16 protein-coding genes and 1 tRNA gene are annotated in these 17,901 nt (G+C 64.2%); 5 read left to right on the top strand and 12 right to left on the bottom strand.

What is annotated here, in order from left to right:
• Positions 1-759: 759 nt before the first annotated feature.
• Positions 760-3,876 (top strand): autotransporter outer membrane beta-barrel domain-containing protein, encoded by a 3,117-nt coding sequence (locus tag WN72_RS00560; RefSeq protein ID WP_092211714.1) that lies wholly within the window; start codon positions 760-762, stop codon positions 3,874-3,876.
• Between the two features lie 22 nt (positions 3,877-3,898).
• Here the strand turns inward: WN72_RS00560 and WN72_RS00555 are convergent, their stop codons facing one another.
• The 9 genes from WN72_RS00555 to WN72_RS00515 all read right to left on the bottom strand — a co-directional run bounded on the left by WN72_RS00555 (position 3,899) and on the right by WN72_RS00515 (position 12,070).
• Positions 3,899-4,393: a GNAT family N-acetyltransferase gene (locus WN72_RS00555; RefSeq protein WP_244553638.1), complete on the bottom strand. Its 495-nt coding sequence runs from the start codon at positions 4,391-4,393 to the stop codon at positions 3,899-3,901.
• A 105-nt stretch (positions 4,394-4,498) separates the two neighbouring features.
• Positions 4,499-4,771 carry a BQ00720 family protein gene (locus WN72_RS00550; protein WP_007598581.1) on the bottom strand — a complete coding sequence of 91 codons (273 nt, stop codon included), beginning with the start codon at positions 4,769-4,771 and terminating at the stop codon, positions 4,499-4,501.
• Positions 4,772-4,821: 50 nt separating this feature from the next.
• Complete coding sequence (locus WN72_RS00545) at positions 4,822-5,247, bottom strand: Hsp20 family protein (protein ID WP_027561590.1); 426 nt, start codon at positions 5,245-5,247, stop codon at positions 4,822-4,824.
• Positions 5,248-5,541: 294 nt separating this feature from the next.
• A complete protein-coding gene (locus WN72_RS00540) occupies positions 5,542-6,627 on the bottom strand; it encodes a sn-glycerol-3-phosphate import ATP-binding protein UgpC (RefSeq protein ID WP_092211718.1) in 1,086 nt (361 codons plus the stop codon).
• Positions 6,628-6,747: 120 nt separating this feature from the next.
• Positions 6,748-7,596 (bottom strand): sn-glycerol-3-phosphate ABC transporter permease UgpE, encoded by an 849-nt coding sequence (gene ugpE / locus WN72_RS00535; protein ID WP_027561588.1) that lies wholly within the window; start codon positions 7,594-7,596, stop codon positions 6,748-6,750.
• Positions 7,596-8,477, bottom strand: a complete 882-nt coding sequence (gene ugpA / locus WN72_RS00530) for a sn-glycerol-3-phosphate ABC transporter permease UgpA (RefSeq protein WP_027561587.1) — start codon at positions 8,475-8,477, stop codon at positions 7,596-7,598. Before ugpA ends, ugpE begins: the two co-directional genes overlap by 1 nt.
• 49 nt (positions 8,478-8,526) lie before the next feature.
• Positions 8,527-9,843, bottom strand: coding sequence for a sn-glycerol-3-phosphate ABC transporter substrate-binding protein UgpB (gene ugpB / locus WN72_RS00525; RefSeq protein WP_027561586.1), 1,317 nt, complete (start codon positions 9,841-9,843; stop codon positions 8,527-8,529).
• Positions 9,844-10,264: 421 nt separating this feature from the next.
• Positions 10,265-11,467, bottom strand: a complete 1,203-nt coding sequence (locus WN72_RS00520; protein ID WP_027561585.1) for a CaiB/BaiF CoA transferase family protein — start codon at positions 11,465-11,467, stop codon at positions 10,265-10,267.
• A gap of 177 nt (positions 11,468-11,644) precedes the next feature.
• Positions 11,645-12,070: an organic hydroperoxide resistance protein gene (locus WN72_RS00515; protein ID WP_018645071.1), complete on the bottom strand. Its 426-nt coding sequence runs from the start codon at positions 12,068-12,070 to the stop codon at positions 11,645-11,647.
• A 156-nt stretch (positions 12,071-12,226) separates the two neighbouring features.
• Between WN72_RS00515 and WN72_RS00510 the strand changes: the two genes are divergently transcribed.
• Complete coding sequence (locus WN72_RS00510) at positions 12,227-12,685, top strand: MarR family winged helix-turn-helix transcriptional regulator (RefSeq protein WP_027561584.1); 459 nt, start codon at positions 12,227-12,229, stop codon at positions 12,683-12,685.
• Between the two features lie 3 nt (positions 12,686-12,688).
• On the opposite strand, the gene WN72_RS00505 is transcribed toward WN72_RS00510, so the two are convergent.
• From WN72_RS00505 to WN72_RS00495, 3 genes are all read right to left on the bottom strand, one after another.
• Positions 12,689-12,916 carry a GIY-YIG nuclease family protein gene (locus WN72_RS00505; RefSeq protein WP_027561583.1) on the bottom strand — a complete coding sequence of 76 codons (228 nt, stop codon included), beginning with the start codon at positions 12,914-12,916 and terminating at the stop codon, positions 12,689-12,691.
• 214 nt (positions 12,917-13,130) lie between these two features.
• A tRNA-Ala gene (locus WN72_RS00500) sits at positions 13,131-13,206 on the bottom strand.
• A 91-nt stretch (positions 13,207-13,297) separates the two neighbouring features.
• On the bottom strand, positions 13,298-13,705 hold the full coding sequence (locus WN72_RS00495; protein WP_027561582.1) for a TIGR02300 family protein: 408 nt from the start codon (positions 13,703-13,705) through the stop codon (positions 13,298-13,300).
• 169 nt (positions 13,706-13,874) lie between these two features.
• On the opposite strand from WN72_RS00495, the gene aroA reads away from it, so the two are divergent.
• The 3 genes from aroA to rpsA all read left to right on the top strand — a co-directional run bounded on the left by aroA (position 13,875) and on the right by rpsA (position 17,823).
• Complete coding sequence (gene aroA / locus WN72_RS00490) at positions 13,875-15,212, top strand: 3-phosphoshikimate 1-carboxyvinyltransferase (RefSeq protein WP_027561581.1); 1,338 nt, start codon at positions 13,875-13,877, stop codon at positions 15,210-15,212.
• Complete coding sequence (cmk, locus tag WN72_RS00485; protein WP_092211720.1) at positions 15,209-15,847, top strand: (d)CMP kinase; 639 nt, start codon at positions 15,209-15,211, stop codon at positions 15,845-15,847. The genes aroA and cmk overlap by 4 nt, the downstream gene beginning before the upstream one ends.
• Before the next feature lie 269 nt (positions 15,848-16,116).
• The gene (rpsA, locus tag WN72_RS00480; RefSeq protein WP_027561579.1) at positions 16,117-17,823 is read left to right on the top strand and encodes a 30S ribosomal protein S1; all 1,707 of its coding nucleotides are present in this window, start codon (positions 16,117-16,119) and stop codon (positions 17,821-17,823) included.
• The last annotated feature ends 78 nt before the right edge of the window (positions 17,824-17,901 follow it).

Genomic DNA, 17,901 nt, shown 5'->3' with positions numbered 1-17,901 from the left:
GATGTTGGCGCTGCCGACCTCGGCAAATCCCAGAGCGGCGTGAAACGCATCCGACGCCGGGTTCGCCGGCTGCCGATTCACTTGGCAGACGATGTGATCGTGTCCGGCCTCGGTTACGCGAGCGAACAGGTCGGCGTAAAGCCGGCACCACCGTCTAGCAGCAGCCCCGGATTTCAACAGCGTGCTCGCGCTGCCGCCGACCGACAAATGGGCCGTGGAGACGGCGCGCGAAGGGCTTGGTTTTTTAAAATGACGCGAGAGCGGCGTGCGCCGGCTTCGATCGCTCCGGCAGCATGGGGTCGCGTGCCCGGAATGACGGTCGCGTGACCGGTGGCCTCACGCTTCCTGCTCCGTGCCGCGACCAGAAAATCCGTCCACGCCGCCGCCGGTTCGAGTTTGACCATGTATTCAACGATATGCGCGTTCGCCGCGATATCTCCTAAAGGCTAAAGCATGATCCGGAAAAGTGCGCAGCGGTTTTCCGAAAAGATCATGCGCAAACAACAACCTAAAGCGCGATGACGATTCATCCCAATCTCATCGCGCTTTAGGGCAAAGGCTGGCCGCCACCTGGAATGCGCCGCCCCCGGACGAACCCGCGCCGGTAACACTGTGTCCGGTCGGACACAGAAAAAGTGAATTGGTGGCGGAGCTGGCGGCACACCTTGCGGGCGTCATGCGCCCCCTGCAATCTCCAGTGATCTGCCGGCAAGGCCTCCAATATTCAGCCGATACGGCGGCAAAAAAGTTGGTGGGGGCATGTCGAAACAGATTCCGGCGCATGGCGCGCCGCGCGTCCTTTCATCGCCGATTGATCTTGATGCGCCGAAGCGGCGTGGCTCGTTGCTCGCGAGCACGGCCTTTGCGAGCGCGCTCTTCGCAATGATCGTCGGCCGTCCGGGGAGCGCGCTAGCGCAATCCTGCTCGACCAGCGGATCCGGCCCGGTCACCGTGCTGTGCGACGCGCCCGGCAGCACGATCACGACCGCGAATACGACCAACAGCACCAGCCCGAACGCCGCGACCAACGACCGGGTGCAATCGTTCAATGCCGATATGATCGGCACCGTCACCGCCAACACCACCGTCAACGGGTTCGGTCTTCAGCTTGCTCCGACCGGCTCAGGCCGGACCATCACGATGACCAACAACGGCGTCGTGACGACGAACCAGGCGGCCGTCTCCGCAATCGGCCTTGTCGGCAACGGCGGGGCCGTCAGCTATTCGGGTGGCGGCAGCGTCATCAACACGGCCGCTGGCACGGCCCTCAGTGCCTCGAATACGGGCAGCGGCTCCGTGCTTGTCACGAGCGACGGCAGTGTGACCACCGGCGCCGGGGGCATCGGCATTGACGCTGCGACCAGCGGCACCGGCGGTGTGACCGTCACCGGCAGCGGCAACGTGACGTCGGGCCTCGGCATCAGTGCAGGAGCAACCGGTGGCGGCGACGTGACGGTGACCGGAAGCGGCAACATCACGGCGGGCGGCCAGGGCATTCACGCGACCGCATCCGGCGGCAACGGCAACATCGTGTTCGCACGTGACGGCGTCATCTCCTCCGGCGGGATTGCCATCGTGACGTCGGTCGTCGGTGCGGGTACGTCGACCGTGACCACCTCCAGGGACGTGACGTCGAGCGCTGGCGAAGGCGTATTGGCCATCACGCAAGCCGGAACCAATACGGTGACCGTCACCAGCGGCACGGTCCGCTCGAACTTTCCCGGCTCGAACGCCATCAGTGTGGGGTCGAGCAGCGGCGACATCAACGTCACGATCGGATCGGGCGCGACCTTGCGCACATGGAACAGTGGCGGCGGTGTCGGCATTGGAGCATTTTCCTCGACGGGCAATGTCACGATCGCGAACAGCGGCACGATCATCGGTAACGTGGTTGGTGTCAGCACGCTCACGGCCGGCGTCTCGACGGTCATCAATGCCGGCAGCATCACGGGCCTCACCGGCACCGCGGTGCGCTTCGGTTCCGGCAGCAACAACCTTCTCGTGATGGACGGTCCGAACGCAAAGCTCGTCGGCCTCGCGATCGGCCATGGCACGGACACCTTCCGTTTCGCGGGTAGCGGGAGCAACAGTTTCGACGTCAGCCAGATCTCGACCGGTTGGGCGCTGCTCGACAAGACGGGGTCGTCGAGCTGGACGCTCACGGGCGCCGCGACCTATGCCGGACCGGTGACGGTGAACGGCGGCACGCTGGCGGTGAACGGCGATCTCTCCTCAGTCAGCAGCCTCGCGGTGAATGCAGGCGGCACGCTCGGTGGCAACGGCATTCTCGGTGCCGTCGCCATCAATGGCGGCACGCTGGCGCCGGGCAATTCGATCGGCACGCTGACCACGGCGAGCCTGACCATGACGGCGGCCTCGACCTATCTGGTGCAAGTCTCCGGCGCGACCTCCGACAAGACCATCGTCACGGGCGTCGCCAGCATCAATGGCAAGGTGGTGGTGGATCCGCTGACGCGGGTGTCGGCGACGACGACCTACACGATCATGAGCGCGGGCTCGGTGAGCGGCAGCTTCACCGGCGCCGAATTCCTCACCGCCAACAGCTTTGCCCGTAACGCGCGGCTGAGCTATGTCGGCAGCGACGTGCTGCTGACGCTTGATGCCGGCACGCTCTCGCCCTCGCTGCCGGGCAATGCCAACATCAATCAGAGGAGCGTCGCGGCCGGAATCGACGGTGCGCTGCTCGGCGGCGCTGCGATGTCGGCTAGCTTCAATGCCCTGTTCGCGCTGTCGGGCACCCCTCTGCTCAATGCGCTGACGCAGGTCTCGGGCGAGACGGCGACCGGCACGCAGCAGACCACGTTCAACGCCATGAACATGTTCATGGGCGTGCTGACCGATCCGTTCGTCGCCGGTCGCGGCGATCCGCGTTCGCCCAGTGGCGCTGCGGGTTATGCGGCTGAGGACAGCGACGCGCTCGCTTATGCCGCCGGCCGCAAGCGCACCGGCGCCGAGCGTGACGCCTACGCCGCGATCTATCGTAAAGCTCCGGTGCAGGCCTTCGAGCAGCGCTGGAATGTGTGGGCTGCTGGCTTCGGCGGCTCGCAAACCACCGATGCCAACGCAACGCTCGGCGCCAACGCCGCTACCAGCCGCATTGCGGGTGCGACCGCGGGCGCCGATTACTGGTTCTCGCCGAACACCGTGGCTGGCTTCGCGCTCGCCGGCGGTGGCACAAGCTTCTCGGTGGCGAATGGCGGCACCGGCCGCTCCGACCTGTTCCAGGCCGGCGCCTTCGTGCGCCACAATGCAGGCGCCGCCTATGTCGCGGGCGCACTTGCCTATGGCTGGCAGGACATCACCACCGATCGCAATGTCACCATTGCAGGCCTCGATCATCTCCAGGCGCGTTTCAACGCGAATGCGTATTCCGGCCGGCTGGAAGGTGGCTATCGCTTCGTTACGCCCGCGATCGGCGGCATCGGCTTCACGCCCTATGCGGCCGCGCAGTTCACCACGTTCGATCTGCCGGCCTATACGGAGCAGGCGATCACCGGCAACAACGCGTTTGCTCTGACTTACGGCGCCAGGAGCGTCACCGACACCCGGAGCGAGCTCGGCCTGCGCACCGACAAATCCTTCGCCATGGCCGACGGCATTGCCACGCTGCGCGGCCGCCTCGCCTGGGCCCATGATTTCAATCCCGACCGCGCGATCGGCGCGACCTTCCAGGCGCTGCCCGGTTCGAGCTTCGTCGTCAACGGCGCGGCGCAAGCCGCCGACTCCGCGCTCGTGACGGCGTCCGTCGAAAAGACATGGCTGAACGGCTGGTCTGCTGCTGCAACGTTCGAAGGAGAATTCTCGAACGTTACGCGCAGCTTTGCCGGCAAGGGCGTGGTGCGCTACGCGTGGTAAGAGCGGCGGCCGTTTCGTCTGTCTACAGCCGGCGCGAGAGATAGCGGACCGTCTTGCTTCCGTCGTGAATGCTCGCGCTTCCGACCTCGGTAAATCCGAGGGCGGCATGGAAAGCGTCTGACGCCGGGTTCGGAGGATGCTGGTTGACCTCGCAGACGATGCGATCGTGTCCGGCCTCGGCCGCGCGATCGAACAGGTCGGCGTAAAGCCGGCGCGCGCATCCCATGCCGCGCGCGGATGCTGCGACCACGATCCGGTCGACATAGACAAAGCGCGCGTAGCCGGATCGAAACCACAGGAAGTTCGGGCTGTCGTATTGCCCGTCTTGATCGAGTGCGATCAGGAAAGCATCGAGGTCGCCGATCCTGCAGGCGTAGAACGCTTGCGCGACGAGGTCTTGCAGCCGCTCGCGCTCAAGCCACGACAATTCCTCTGCATGGTTGTTGTTGAGAGACAGCATCGTCTCGGCCAGCGCTTCGCCGGATGACAACTCGGATATCGCAATCGGGATGGGCATGTGCTGGTCCATGACCACCGTCTAGCAGCAGCACCTCACAAATGAAAACGGGCATGCCTTCCTGCGAAGGCATGCCCGCCAAATCTCTATTCGTCCGACGCGCGCTCAGTGCACGCTGACGGCTTGCAGCTCGTTGCTCCAGGCGTTAGCGATCGCGGCTTCGCGGCTGTCGGTCAGCATGATCGGCGTGCCGTCGGCGGCGTGGAGGGCGAACAGCTTGAGGCCCGGCGCAATCTTCGGCGCCTCGGGAAACAGGCCCGGAACATCCTCGGAGCGGATCTGCTTCACATAGGCGATATGGCCTTCGCCAAGGGTTGCCAGCGTCTCCGGGGAGACATTCTTGGCTTCGTATTCGAACGCAACGTGACCTTCACTCATGGTCTCGACTCCTCTAACGAACTAAGCGGTCGAGTCCGCTACTCGTTCCATTATTCGTGCTCATTGATAGCGATTGTCTTAACGATCCTCTCCGGTTCAGGCCGGGCCAGGTCGATCGACAACAACCCGTTCTTCAGATCCGCACCCAGCACCAGCATCCCCTCCGCCAGCACGAAGGTGCGCTGGAAGTGGCGCGCGGCGATGCCGCGATGGATGTATTGCCGGGCCTTGTCGTCCTGCTGCCGCCCGCGGATCACGAGCTGGTTTTCCTCAATGGTTACATCGAGTTGGTCGCGGGTGAATCCGGCGACCGCCAGCGTGATGCGCAACCGCTCGGGCTGGCCGTCCGCGCTGCCGCACCTCTCGATATTGTAGGGAGGGTAGCCGTCGGCGCCTTTGACGACGCGGTCGAGCACGCGCTCGATCTCGTCGAAGCCCAGAAGGAACGGACTGGAAAGCGTGGGAACACGAGACATAGTTTACAAAGTCCTCTCGAAGCGACTTTGGTGCTTCGGGGCCCGATCAAGGCACCCCTTGGTCAGCAATATGGTCATATCCCCGTGTCGGTTCAAGGACGTAGCGGGGGGCTGTGGATGGGGCGTTCTGCCGCCCGCGGCCCTGCCATCGCATAAAATGCTTACAATTCGTCATAGCCGCGGGGGCGCAGGCATGACGAATTGGCAGGCGATTTATCTCAATGAAAACAGGGACCCCCTCTACTGTGCATGGGGTTGTTTTCGCGGTCTTGATCAGGCGGCCCTCGGAACCCGTCAGGCCTCGATCCGCGTCCGCCCGTCGCCGCTGAACAAATGCAGCTTCGCCCGGACCGCCGCGACGCGGATCCTCGCGCCGATGGCGGGCGCCTCGGTTCCGGGGATGCGGACGATGACCTCGCCGGGGGGCAGCTCACCAGGGGTGGCGGCGACGCGCTGGTCGTCCTGCTCGCGCGAGCCGTAGACGAAGGTCTCGGCACCGACGCGCTCGATGGCCTCGACCGTTAACGGCAGCGCCACGCCGCCGGCTGGTGTCTCGTCGGTGATGAGGAAATCCTCCGGGCGGATGCCCAGAATGCCGACTCCGTCTGCGCTGCCGCCGAGCTGCGACTTGATCTCCTCGGGACGCGTCGACATCAGATTCATCGGCGGTGCGCCGATGAAGGAGGCGACGAAGGTCGTCGCCGGCTTCTCGTAGATCGCGAGGGGATTGCCGACCTGCTCGACCTGGCCGCCATTCATCACGACGAGAACGTCGGCGAGCGTCATGGCTTCCAGCTGGTCGTGGGTGACGTAGATCGACGTCGTGTTGAGCCGGCGCTGCAGTTTGCGGATCTCGACGCGCATCGCGATGCGCAGCTTGGCGTCGAGGTTCGAGAGCGGCTCGTCGAACAGGAATACCTTCGGCTGGCGCACGATGGCGCGGCCCATGGCGACGCGCTGGCGCTGGCCGCCGGAGAGCTGGCGCGGCTTGCGCTCCAGCATGGCGGAGAGCTCGAGCACGCGCGCGGCTTGCTCGACGCGGGTCTTGATCTCGGCCTCGGCCATGCCGCGGTTGCGTAGGCCGTAGGCCATGTTGTTGAAGACGCTCATATGCGGATAGAGCGCGTAGTTCTGGAACACCATCGCGATGTCGCGATCGGCGGGCTCGACCTGGTTGACGACGCGGCCGCCGATGTCGATCTCGCCGCCGGTGACGGTCTCGAGCCCTGCGACCATGCGCAGCAGCGTGGACTTGCCGCAGCCGGAGGGGCCGACCAGCACGCAGAACTGGCCGTCGCCGACGTCGACGTTGACGCCTTTGATTGCTTCGAAGCCGCCTTGATAGGTCTTGCGGACGTTGCGCAGGGTGACGTTAGCCATTGCGAGCTCCGCTCGCGCGAATGGCGAGTAGGGAATAGTGAGTAGTTGAACAAGCGGGCATGCCAGCGCCGCTCGACCGCCGGCGAACCGTTCGCCATTCGCAATTCGCCATTCGCCCTCTCACTTTTCCGTCTCGACCAGGCCGCGCACGAACAATCTCTGCATGGCGACGACGACGAACACCGGCGGCAGCATCGCCAGCACGGCGGTCGCCATCACGATGGGCCATTCGGTCAGCGCGTCGGTGGTGGTGATCATCTTGCGGATGCCGACCTGGATGGTCTGCATGTCGTCGCGCGTGGTGATCAAGAGCGGCCAGAGATATTGATTCCAGCCGAGGATGAACAGGATCACGAACAGCGCCGCCATGTTGGTGCGCGACAGCGGCAGCAACGTGTCCCAGAAGAAGCGCAAGGGACCGGCGCCGTCGATGCGCGAGGCTTCCAGCAGCTCGTCCGGCACGGTCATGAAGAACTGGCGGAACAGCAGCGTCGCGGTGGCCGATGCGATCAGCGGCAGCGCCAGGCCCGCATAACTGTCGAGCATGTGCAGGTCGGCGACGATCTTGTAGGTCGGATAGATGCGTACCTCGACCGGCAGCATCAACGTGATGAAGATGATCCAGAAGATCGCCATCCGGAACGGAAAGCGGAAATACACGATCGCATAGGCCGAGATGATCGAGATCGCGATCTTGCCGATTGCGATCGCCAGCGCCATCACCAGCGAATTGAGCATCATGTTGCCGACCGGCTCGCGGGTCGAGCCGCTCGTGCCGACGAAGATGGTCTGGTAGTAGACCTCGAAGAAGTGTCCGCCCGGCAGCAGCGACATCTGGCCGTTGGCGATCAGCGCGTTGTCCTGGGTCGAGGCGACGATGGCGATGTAGACCGGGAACGCGACGATCGCGATCCCGATCCAGAGGATGATGTGCGCGACGTAGCGCCGAAAGCCCTCTTCCTCGACCATCAGTAGGTCACCTTGCGTTCGACGAAGCGGAACTGGATTCCCGTGAGCACGATGACCATGATCATCAGGATCACCGATTGCGCCGCGGAGCTGCCGAGATTGCCGCCGAGCAGGCCGTCGGAATAGACCTTGTAGACCAGCGTGACGGTCGACGTGCCGGGACCGCCGCGGGTCATGGTGTCGATGATGCCGAACGTGTCGAAGAAGGCGTAGACGATGTTGATCACCAGCAGGAAGAAGATCGTCGGCGACAGCAACGGGAAGATCACGGTCCAGAACCGCCGCATCGGACGCGCGCCGTCGATCGCGGCGGCCTCGATCACGCTTTTGGGGATGCTCTGGAGGCCGGCGAGGAAGAACAGGAAATTATAGGAGATCTGCTTCCAGGCGGCGGCGAGGATGACCAGCGCCGCGGCCTGGTTGCCGTCGAGCAGCGGATTCCAGTCGATGCCGAGGCCGCGCAGGTAGCGCGAGAGCACGCCGAGCGAGGGATGCAGCATGAAGATCCAGAGCACGCCGACGACCGGCGGCGCCACCGCATAGGGCCAGATCAGCAGCGTGCGGTAGAGCATCGAGCCGCGCAGCGGCTTGTCTGCCATCACGGCGAGCAGCAGCGCGAAGGACAGCGACGAGATTGCGATGGCGAACGAGAAGAAGAAGGTCCGGACGATCGCCGCGAAATAAGCGGGGTCCTTGAACAGCTCGATGTAGTTGTCGAACCAGACGAAGCTCGACGACAGGCCGAAGGCGTCCTGGAGCAGGAATGACTGGATCACCGCCTGCAGGGCCGGCCAGTAGAAGAAAATCAGGACGATCGCGAGTTGCGGGGCAACCAGCGCGTAGGGCAATAGCTTTGACTGGAAAATGGCTTGCTTTTGCATGATGCCCCGGGGAGCGGCAGGCCGGGCGACCGGCCTGCCGCTGATCGCCTTACTTTACGGCGGTCTTTTCGAATTGCCGCAGCATCGTGTTGCCGCGTTCGACGGCGGCATCGAGCGCCTGCTTGGCGGTCTTCTTGCCGGCCAGCGCCTGCTCGATCTCTTCCGACCAGACGTCACGCAGCTGAACCATGTTGCCGAGGCGCAGGCCGCGCGAATTCTCGGTCGGCTCCTTGTTGGTCAGCTCGAGCAGCGGGGTCTCGAGATAGGGCTGATCCTTGTAGAAGCCCTCCGCCTTGGCCTTCTCATAGGCCGCCTTGGTGATCGGCAGATAGCCCGAGGCCTTGTGGATGTAGACCTGACGATCGGTGTCCGAGAGGAAGGTCAGGAACTTCGCGACGCCCTTGTATTCGTCGGCCGACTTGCCGCCCATGACCCAGAGCGAGGCGCCGCCGATGATCGAGTTCTGCGGTGCGCCCTTGACGTCGGGATAATAGGGCATCGGCACCGCGGTGAAGGCGAACTTGGCCTGCGCCTTGACGTTGCCGAAGAACGCCGACGAGGTCAGGTAGATCGGGCATTCGCCCGAGGTGAAGCGGCCTTCGCCGGTGTTGGTGCGGCCGGCATAGTCGTAGACCTTGGTCTTCTGCAGTTCGACCAGGTTTTCGAGATGCTTGACCTGGAGCGGGCCGTTGAATTCGAGCACGGTGTCGAAGCCGTCGAGGCCGTTGGCCTTGCTGGAGAGCGGCGTGTTGTGCCAGGCCGAGAGCTGCTCGAGATTGACCCAGGTGACCCAGGAGCCCGAGAAGCCGCAGGTGTCGTGACCGGCGGCCTTCAGCTTTTTGCCGGCCTCGAACACTTCGGGCCAGGTCTTGGGGATCTCGACATTGGCCTTCTTCAGCTCGTCGAGGTTGACCCACATCACGGTCGACGACGAGTTGAAGGGGAACGACAGCATCTCACCCTTCGAGGTCGAGTAGTAGCCGGTGATCGCGGGCAGGTAGGCCTTGGGATCGAACTTCTCGCCGGTCTCGGCCATCAGCTTGTAGACCGGCTTCACGGCGCCGGTCGCGGCCATCATGGTGGCGGTGCCGACCTCGAACACCTGCATGATGTGCGGGGCGTTGCCGGCGCGGAACGCGGCGATGCCGGCGTTCATCGTGTCGGCGTAGTTGCCCTTGTAGGTCGGGATCACCTTGTAGTCGCTCTGCGCGGCGTTGAAGTCGTTGGCGAGCTTGACGATGACGTCGTTGTTGGCGCCGGTCATCGCGTGCCACCACTGGATTTCCGTCACGGCCAGGGCCGGCGAAGCCGTCATGCCAACCGTGACTGCAATAGCGGCAGCCGCGCCAAAGTGTCGAAGAGCCATCAAGAAAACCTCCCTTGCCCGTCAATGAAGAGGCGCTTGCGCTAGCAGCGCCATATGACGTTCACATGACTGTGTAAGCGGGAGAAACGAAAGCAGCAAGCGCGGCCAAAAGGGAAGTCGTCAAATAGGCGAACGCGCCACGGACGGCCGGTGCGCATGCACGCCTCGCGCCGCAGTGCGGCATTGGATGATGAGGGAAGGAGAGCACCGTCAGCGCGGAATGGAGTTGGGTAGAACGGATGCGGCTCCGGGCTCCCTTAGCCTCTCCCGCTTGCGGGAGATCGCGAAGCGATCCGGGTGAGGGCTCCATCCTCTGGGGGAGTCTCACTGCGGAGACACCCTCTCCCCAACCCTCCCCCGCAAGCGGGGGAGGGAGCGCACCGCCATTGCGACGTGCAAATGCGCTTGATCTCAGCTTGCGCTAGCGTTTCCGCTCGGGGCCGCAGACGGTGCCCTTCTCGACCATCGCGTCGATCTCGGACTTGGAATAGCCGAACTCGCCCAGCACCTCGGCCGCGTGCTGGCTGAATTTCGGCGGCACGCGGCGCAGGCTTGGCTTGCTGCGATCGAGCCGGATCGGCGAGGCGACGCCTTTGTACCAGTCCTTCTCGATGACATCGCCGCGCGCGATCGTATGCGGGTTGGTCAACGCCTGGTCGATCTTCTGCACGGGACCTGCGGGCAGGCCGGCCGCAAGCAGGCGATTGCACAGCGGCTCGGCCTCGTGCTGGCTGAACACCGCGGCCAGCTCGGCGCGCAGCGCCTCGCGGTTGGCGATGCGGTCCTTGTTGCGGGCAAAGCGCGGATCGGTGCCGAGCTCGGGCTTGCCGATCTCCTTGGCGAGCTTGCGGAAGGTGCCGTCATTGCCGACGCCGATGAAGATGTTGTCGGTCTTGGTCGGGAAGATCGCGTAAGGCACGAGGTTCGGGTGCTCGTTGCCGGTGAGCGATGGCGGCTTGCCATGCATGAAATAGTTCGCGGTGTGCGGATGCATGATGGCAAGCCCGGTCTCGTACAGCGTCGTTTCCAGGAACTGGCCCTTGCCGGAGCGCTGCCGCTCGGAGAGCGCCATCAGGATGCCGATCGCGGCATAAAGCCCGGTGGTGATGTCGACCAGCGGCACGCCGATCCGCATCGGTCCGCTCTCGGGCGATCCCGTCGCCGCGATCATGCCGGTCATGGCCTGGATGATGGCGTCATAGCCGGGATTGCCGCCGCGCGGGCCGTCGGCGCCGAAGCCGCAGATCCGGCAATGCACGAGGCGCGGGAATTTTTCGCGCAAGACCTCGTTGCCGATGCCCCATTTCTCCAGCGTGCCCGGCTTGAAATTCTCGATCAGGACGTCGGCCGTCTCCAGCATCTTGAGCAGCACGGTTCGGCCGCCCTCGGAGGCGAGGTCGAGGCCGATTGAACGCTTGTTGCGGTTGATGCCGACGAAATAGGCCGCATCCTCCTCGTGGAAGGGAGGGCCCCATTCGCGCACCTCGTCGCCTGCGGGCGGCTCGACCTTGATCACGTCGGCGCCGTGGTCGGCGAGGATCTGGGTGCAGTAGGGACCGCCGAGCACGCGCGTGAGATCGATGACGCGCAGTCCGCTCATTGCGCCCAATGCTGCTTCAGTCATGCCTTCGCTTCCCCTGTGTCGGTCGTTTGATCACAGGCCTAGCGAGGTTTGTTTGCGCCAGCAATGGCGCCGGGCGTAGGGCCGCATGCACTGCCGCGCGGCAATCCCGCGGGGTGGCAAATCAAGCGGAAGCGGCCGGCCCGAGGGGGATCCCGGGCCAGCCAATCCGCCATTGGATCAGACGACCGTCAGGCGAACGTCGACATTGCCGCGCGTGGCATTGGAGTACGGACACACCTGGTGCGCCTTCGCGACCAGCGCCTCGGCCTCCGCACGGGCAAGGCCCGGGAGCGAGACGGCGAGGTCGATGTCGAGGCCGAAGCCGCCCTCGGAGCGCGGGCCGATGCCGACGGTCGAGGTGACGGAGGCGTCAGCCGGAACCTTCGGGCCGCCCTGCGAGGCCACGAACTTCATCGCGCCGATGAAGCAGGCGGCATAGCCGGCCGCGAACAGCTGCTCGGGATTGTTGCCGGCGCCGCCGCCACCCCCGAGCTCCTTCGGCGTGGTCAGCTTGACGTCGAGCGCGCCGTCGAGGGTCGCAGCATGGCCGTCGCGGCCGCCGGTGGCTTTTGCGCTGGTCTTGTAGAGGACGTTTACGGACATTTTCGTCTCCCTTGGGGGTTCCGGGTTAGGACCCGGTCCATATCGCAGACAATTAGATTGTGCGCAATTGAAATTACGCGGCCTCACATTTAATTGTCCGCAATTGAATATGCCGCCGGCCGGCCCCAGAATGGGAAAAACCTCGTGAGATTCGTTATGCCTCGGAAGATACCGGCGCTGGACCCGCAGCGCCTCGACAATCAGATCTGCTTTGCGGTCTATTCGGCCGCGCATGCCTTCAACCGCGTCTACAAGCCGCTGCTCGACCGGCTCGGACTGACCTATCCGCAATATCTGGTGATGTTGGTGCTGTGGGAGCGCGACGACGTGCCGGTCAAGGACATCGGCGAGAAGCTGTTCCTGGATTCGGGCACGCTGACGCCGCTCCTGAAGCGGCTAGAGGCCGCGCATCTCGTCAGACGCACCCGCTCCAGCGAGGACGAGCGGCAAGTGCTGATCGCCCTGACGCCGCAGGGCCACGCGCTGAAGGACAAGGCGCGCAGCGTGCCGCAGTCGATCCTGGCAGCGTCGGACTGCTCGGTGTCGGAGCTGGTCGCAATGAAGGACGAGATCGTCGCGCTGAGGGACCGGCTGAATGCGGTAATCGGGGAGTAGGGGTTAGCAGAGCCGTTTTTTCGAGAAAGCGCGGCCTGAGTGTGACTTGAGATATTTCTCGAATGCCAAGGCCTTCATCTTGTCGGGAAAAGCGCAGTACCAGATCAGCTTCCATGGCTTGAACTTGGCGGTGTGAGCCGATTTACCGGCATTGTGCTCAGGAAGCCGTCGCTTCAAATTCTCGGTCGCGCCGATGTATTCCTCATCGGGGAATTCGATGCTTTGGATGATGTAGACGTACCACGCCCTTCAGGCTCCGTCGTGGCTGCGCCACGCGTAGCCCGAACAAGCCAGCGCGCTATATTGGCGGCTTCCAACTGGATCGTCGATAGTTTGATCGGGAATGTCACCTGTCCGTCTTCGCCCTTCGGGCTACGCCGGACACCACGCTTCGCCCTTCAGGCTCCGTCGTGGCTGCGCCACGCGTAGCCCGAAGGGCGAAGCGTGGTGGAGCCAGGCGGGATCGAACCGCCGACCTCTTGCATGCCATGCAAGCGCTCTCCCAGCTGAGCTATGGCCCCTTAAGTCCTGGGATGATCCTGGGGGATCACTCCCGACCGGCGAGCCTTGCGACTCGCGCGGTGCACCCTTTTTCACAGATCAGGGCTGATCTCAAGTCTCTTCATCACCTCCGACATCACCAATGATGTCGGTCACGTCCTCATCGCCCTCTTCTTCGTCGGCAATGAAGGTCGAATCATCGTCATCGTCGTCATCGATGGTCTCGTCGACCTCGATATCGTCCTCCGATTCGGGCACCACGGCCTTGACCTTGCCGGTGTTCTCCTCGGCATCGGCCTCCTCGAGGGAGACCATCTCTTCGGCTTCGGCCGGCTCCGGCGCGGTGTCCTGGGCCATGCTGCGGGCTTCTGCGCCACGGGGCGCGCGAGCAGGGGCAACCGGGGCGATCGGAACCACTTCGCCGGTATAGGGCGAGATCACCGGATTCTTGTTGAGGTCGTAGAACTTCTTGCCCGTGGTCGGGCAAATACGTTTGGTTCCGAGTTCGGACTTGGCCACGGCAGGAATCCTGGGAATGTCTGAAAAGCGGTGCTTCACTTGGCTAGTTGGCGGCCCGCTGTCAATAGCGCATTACGGGAGAAAGACATGCCCGTGACGGCGGGGAGACCATGTGGTACCTGCCCCGCGAGCCCCGCAGGGATATTTCGGGCCAATCCAAGGACATAACGTGACCCATTCCGACAAGCCGACGCCCCTTCGGTCGCGCGCCAGCGGTCCACTGACCGGGAAAGTACGGGTGCCCGGGGACAAGTCGATCTCCCACCGCGCCCTGATCCTGGGCGCACTCGCGGTCGGCGAGACCAGGATTTCGGGCCTGCTCGAGGGCGAGGACGTCCTCAACACCGCCAAATCCATGCAGGCGCTCGGCGCCCAGGTCCAGCGCACCGGCGATTTCGCCTGGAAGGTCCAGGGCGTGGGCGTCGGAGGCTTTGCCCAGCCCAAGGCGGCGCTGGATTTCGGCAATTCAGGCACCGGCTGCCGGCTGGTCATGGGCGCCGTCGCCGGCTGCCCGATCTCGGCGATTTTCGACGGCGACGCCTCCTTGCGCAGCCGCCCCATGCGCCGGATCCTCGATCCGCTGGAAAAGATGGGCGCCAGGGTCGTCTCCGGCGGCGAGGGTGGCCGCCTGCCGCTGACCGTCCAGGGCGCACGCGATCCGCTGCCGATCACCTACAAGACCCCGGTTGCCTCGGCCCAGATCAAATCGGCCGTGCTGCTGGCGGGCCTCGCCGCGCCGGGCACTACGACCGTGGTCGAGAGCGAGGCCAGCCGCGACCACACGGAGCTGATGCTGAAGCATTTTGGCGCCGACATCACCTCGGTGCAGGAAGGCCAGCATGGCCGCCGCATCACGCTCGTCGGTCAGCCCGAGCTGCATGGTGCCAACGTCGTGGTGCCCGCCGACCCGTCTTCTGCGGCATTCCCGATCGTCGCTGCGCTGATCGTCGAAGGCTCCGACATCGTGCTGTCGGACGTCATGACCAATCCGCTGCGCACCGGCCTGTTCGCCACGCTGCGCGAAATGGGCGCCTCGATCGAGGAAAGCGACGTGCGGGGCGATGCCGGCGAGCCGATGGCGCAATTGCGCGTGCGCGCGTCGAAACTGCGCGGCGTCGAGGTACCGCCGGAACGCGCGCCCTCGATGATCGACGAATATCTCGTGCTGGCCGTAGCGGCCTCCTTCGCCGAGGGCACGACCATCATGCGCGGCCTGCAGGAGCTGCGCGTCAAGGAGTCCGACCGTCTCGAGGCCACCGCCGACATGCTCCGCGTCAACGGCGTCAAGGTCGAAATCGCCGGCGACGATCTGATCGTCGAGGGCCGCGGCCATGTCCCCGGCGGCGGCACAGTCGCGACCCATATGGACCATCGCATCGCGATGTCCGCGCTGGTGATGGGCTGCGCCTCCGACCAGCCCGTGACGGTCGACGACACCGCGTTCATCGCCACCAGTTTCCCGGATTTCATTCCGATGATGCGTTCGCTAGGGGCCGAGTTTTCATGATCATCGCCATCGACGGGCCCGCCGCCTCGGGCAAGGGGACGCTCGGCAAGCGCCTTGCCCATCATTACGGCTACCGTCATCTCGATACCGGCGTGATCTATCGCGCGGTGGCCTATGCCTTGATGCAGTCGGGTCATGATCTCCGGGATGAGGCAGCGGCGGTGCAGGCGGCGCTGGAACTCGACCCCGAAAAGTTCGGCAACTCCGCGCTGAAGACCCAGGAGGCCGGTGAGGGCGCGTCCATTGTTTCGGCCATTCCCAGGGTTCGCGAAGTCCTGCTCAATTTCCAGCGGCAATTTGCCGCCGATCCGCCCGGTGCGGTGCTGGACGGCCGGGACATTGGAACCGTGATCTGCCCGCATGCCGACGTGAAGATCTTCGTGGTTGCCGACCCCAAGGTCCGTGCGCGGCGACGGACCATGGAGGCAAGGGCGAGGGGCGAAGACGCGGACGAGGCGGCCGTGCTTGCCGACATCATCCAGCGCGACGAACGCGACAAGAACCGGCCGATTGCGCCTTTAAAACCGGCCCCGGATGCTTACTTGCTAGATAACTCCCAACTGGATATAGAAGGCGGCGTCCGGGCCGCCATCGACATTATCGAGGCTGTCCGAGCGGGCCGGTCGCGGGGTTAAGCCGCCGCCGTCATTGGAGGAAGTGCCCGCTCCCGCTCTTTGAGGTCGATACCCTCGGTCCCTGGTTTGGGGACCGGCGCGATCCAGGCTCCGGACACAAGAATTCCACGTATCGAATGCGCGGGCCTCAGCCGGCCCGTTTCCGTTGTTCTGGCCGCAAGGCCCGGGCAACGAGCGGTCGCTCGAAGGTTTTGCGGACCTTCCGACACTGCGTGTGCGATGCGCCCTTGAACCCAACGGCCGGCAAGACATCCGCAACTGGAGAACAAATGGCTTCGACTTCTGCTGATACCTATAGCCCCTCGCGCGATGATTTCGCCGCGATGCTCGACGAGTCCTTCGCAGGTGGCAACCTGCAGGAAAGCTCCGTCGTCAAGGGCAAGGTGGTTGCAATTGAAAAGGACATGGCCGTCATCGACGTCGGCCTGAAGACCGAGGGCCGCGTGGCCCTGCGCGAATTTTCCGGCCCCGGCCGTGACTCTGAACTCAAGGTCGGCGACGAGGTGGAAGTGTTCCTCGATCGCATCGAGAACGCCCTCGGCGAAGCCGTGCTGTCGCGCGACAAGGCGCGCCGCGAGGAGAGCTGGGGCAAGCTCGAGAAGGCGTTCCAGAACAACGAGAAGGTCAACGGCGTCATCTTCAACCAGGTCAAGGGCGGCTTCACCGTCGACCTCGACGGTGCCGTGGCGTTCCTGCCGCGCTCGCAGGTCGACATCCGTCCGATCCGCGACGTTGCGCCGCTGATGAACAACTCGCAGCCGTTCCAGATCCTCAAGATGGACCGCCGCCGCGGCAACATCGTGGTGTCCCGCCGCACGGTTCTCGAAGAGACCCGCGCCGAGCAGCGCCAGGAGCTGGTGCAGAACCTCGAAGAGGGTCAGGTCATCGACGGCGTGGTCAAGAACATCACCGATTACGGTGCGTTCGTTGATCTCGGCGGCATCGACGGCCTGCTGCACGTCACCGACATCGCGTGGCGCCGCGTCAACCACCCGACCGAGGTGCTCTCGATCGGCCAGACCGTGAAGGTCAAGATCATCAAGATCAACCACGAGACGCACCGCATCTCGCTGGGCATGAAGCAGCTGCTGGACGATCCGTGGCAGGGCATCGAAGCCAAGTACCCGCTGGGTGCCCGCTTCACCGGCCGTGTCACCAACATCACCGACTACGGTGCGTTCGTCGAGCTCGAGCCGGGCATCGAAGGCCTGATCCACGTCTCCGAGATGTCGTGGACCAAGAAGAACATGCATCCCGGCAAGATCGTGTCGACCTCGCAGGAAGTCGACGTGCAGGTGCTGGAAGTCGATTCCGTCAAGCGCCGCATCTCGCTCGGCCTCAAGCAGACCATGCGCAACCCCTGGGAGGTCTTCGTCGAAGGTCACCCGACCGGTTCGGTGGTCGAGGGCGAGGTCAAGAACAAGACCGAGTTCGGTCTGTTCCTGGGTCTCGAGGGCGACGTCGACGGCATGGTCCATCTCTCCGATCTCGACTGGAAGCTTCCGGGCGAGCAGGTGATCGACAACTACAAGAAGGGCGACATGGTGAAGGCCGTGGTGCTCGATGTGGATGTCGAGAAGGAGCGTATCTCGCTCGGCATCAAGCAGCTCGAAGGCGACCCCTTCGCCGAGCCGGGCGATGTCAAGAAGGGCGCGGTCGTGACCTGCGAAGTGCTCGAAGTGAAGGAGAGCGGCATCGAGGTGAAGATCGCCGGTACCGACTTCACCACCTTCATCAAGCGCTCGGAGCTCGCGCGTGACCGCAACGACCAGCGCGCCGAACGCTTCGCCGTCGGCGAGAAGGTCGATGCCCGCGTGATCCAGTTCGACAAGAAGGCCCGCAAGGTCCAGGTGTCGATCAAGGCGCTCGAAGTCGCCGAAGAGAAGGAAGCCATCGCGCAGTACGGTTCCTCCGATTCGGGTGCGACGCTCGGCGACATCCTGGGCACCGCGCTCAAGAACCGCGACAGCAAGTAAGCGAAACGTTCGTTTTGCTGACATCAGAGCCCCGGCGAAAGCCGGGGCTTTTTTGTTGCTCGCTCAGTTGTCGTCCCC

Origin of the sequence: Bradyrhizobium arachidis, from assembly GCF_015291705.1 — a bacterium.
In the GTDB taxonomy this organism is placed as follows: Bacteria; Pseudomonadota; Alphaproteobacteria; order Rhizobiales; family Xanthobacteraceae; genus Bradyrhizobium; species Bradyrhizobium arachidis.
This window is presented reverse-complemented; position numbering and strand designations above follow the sequence as displayed.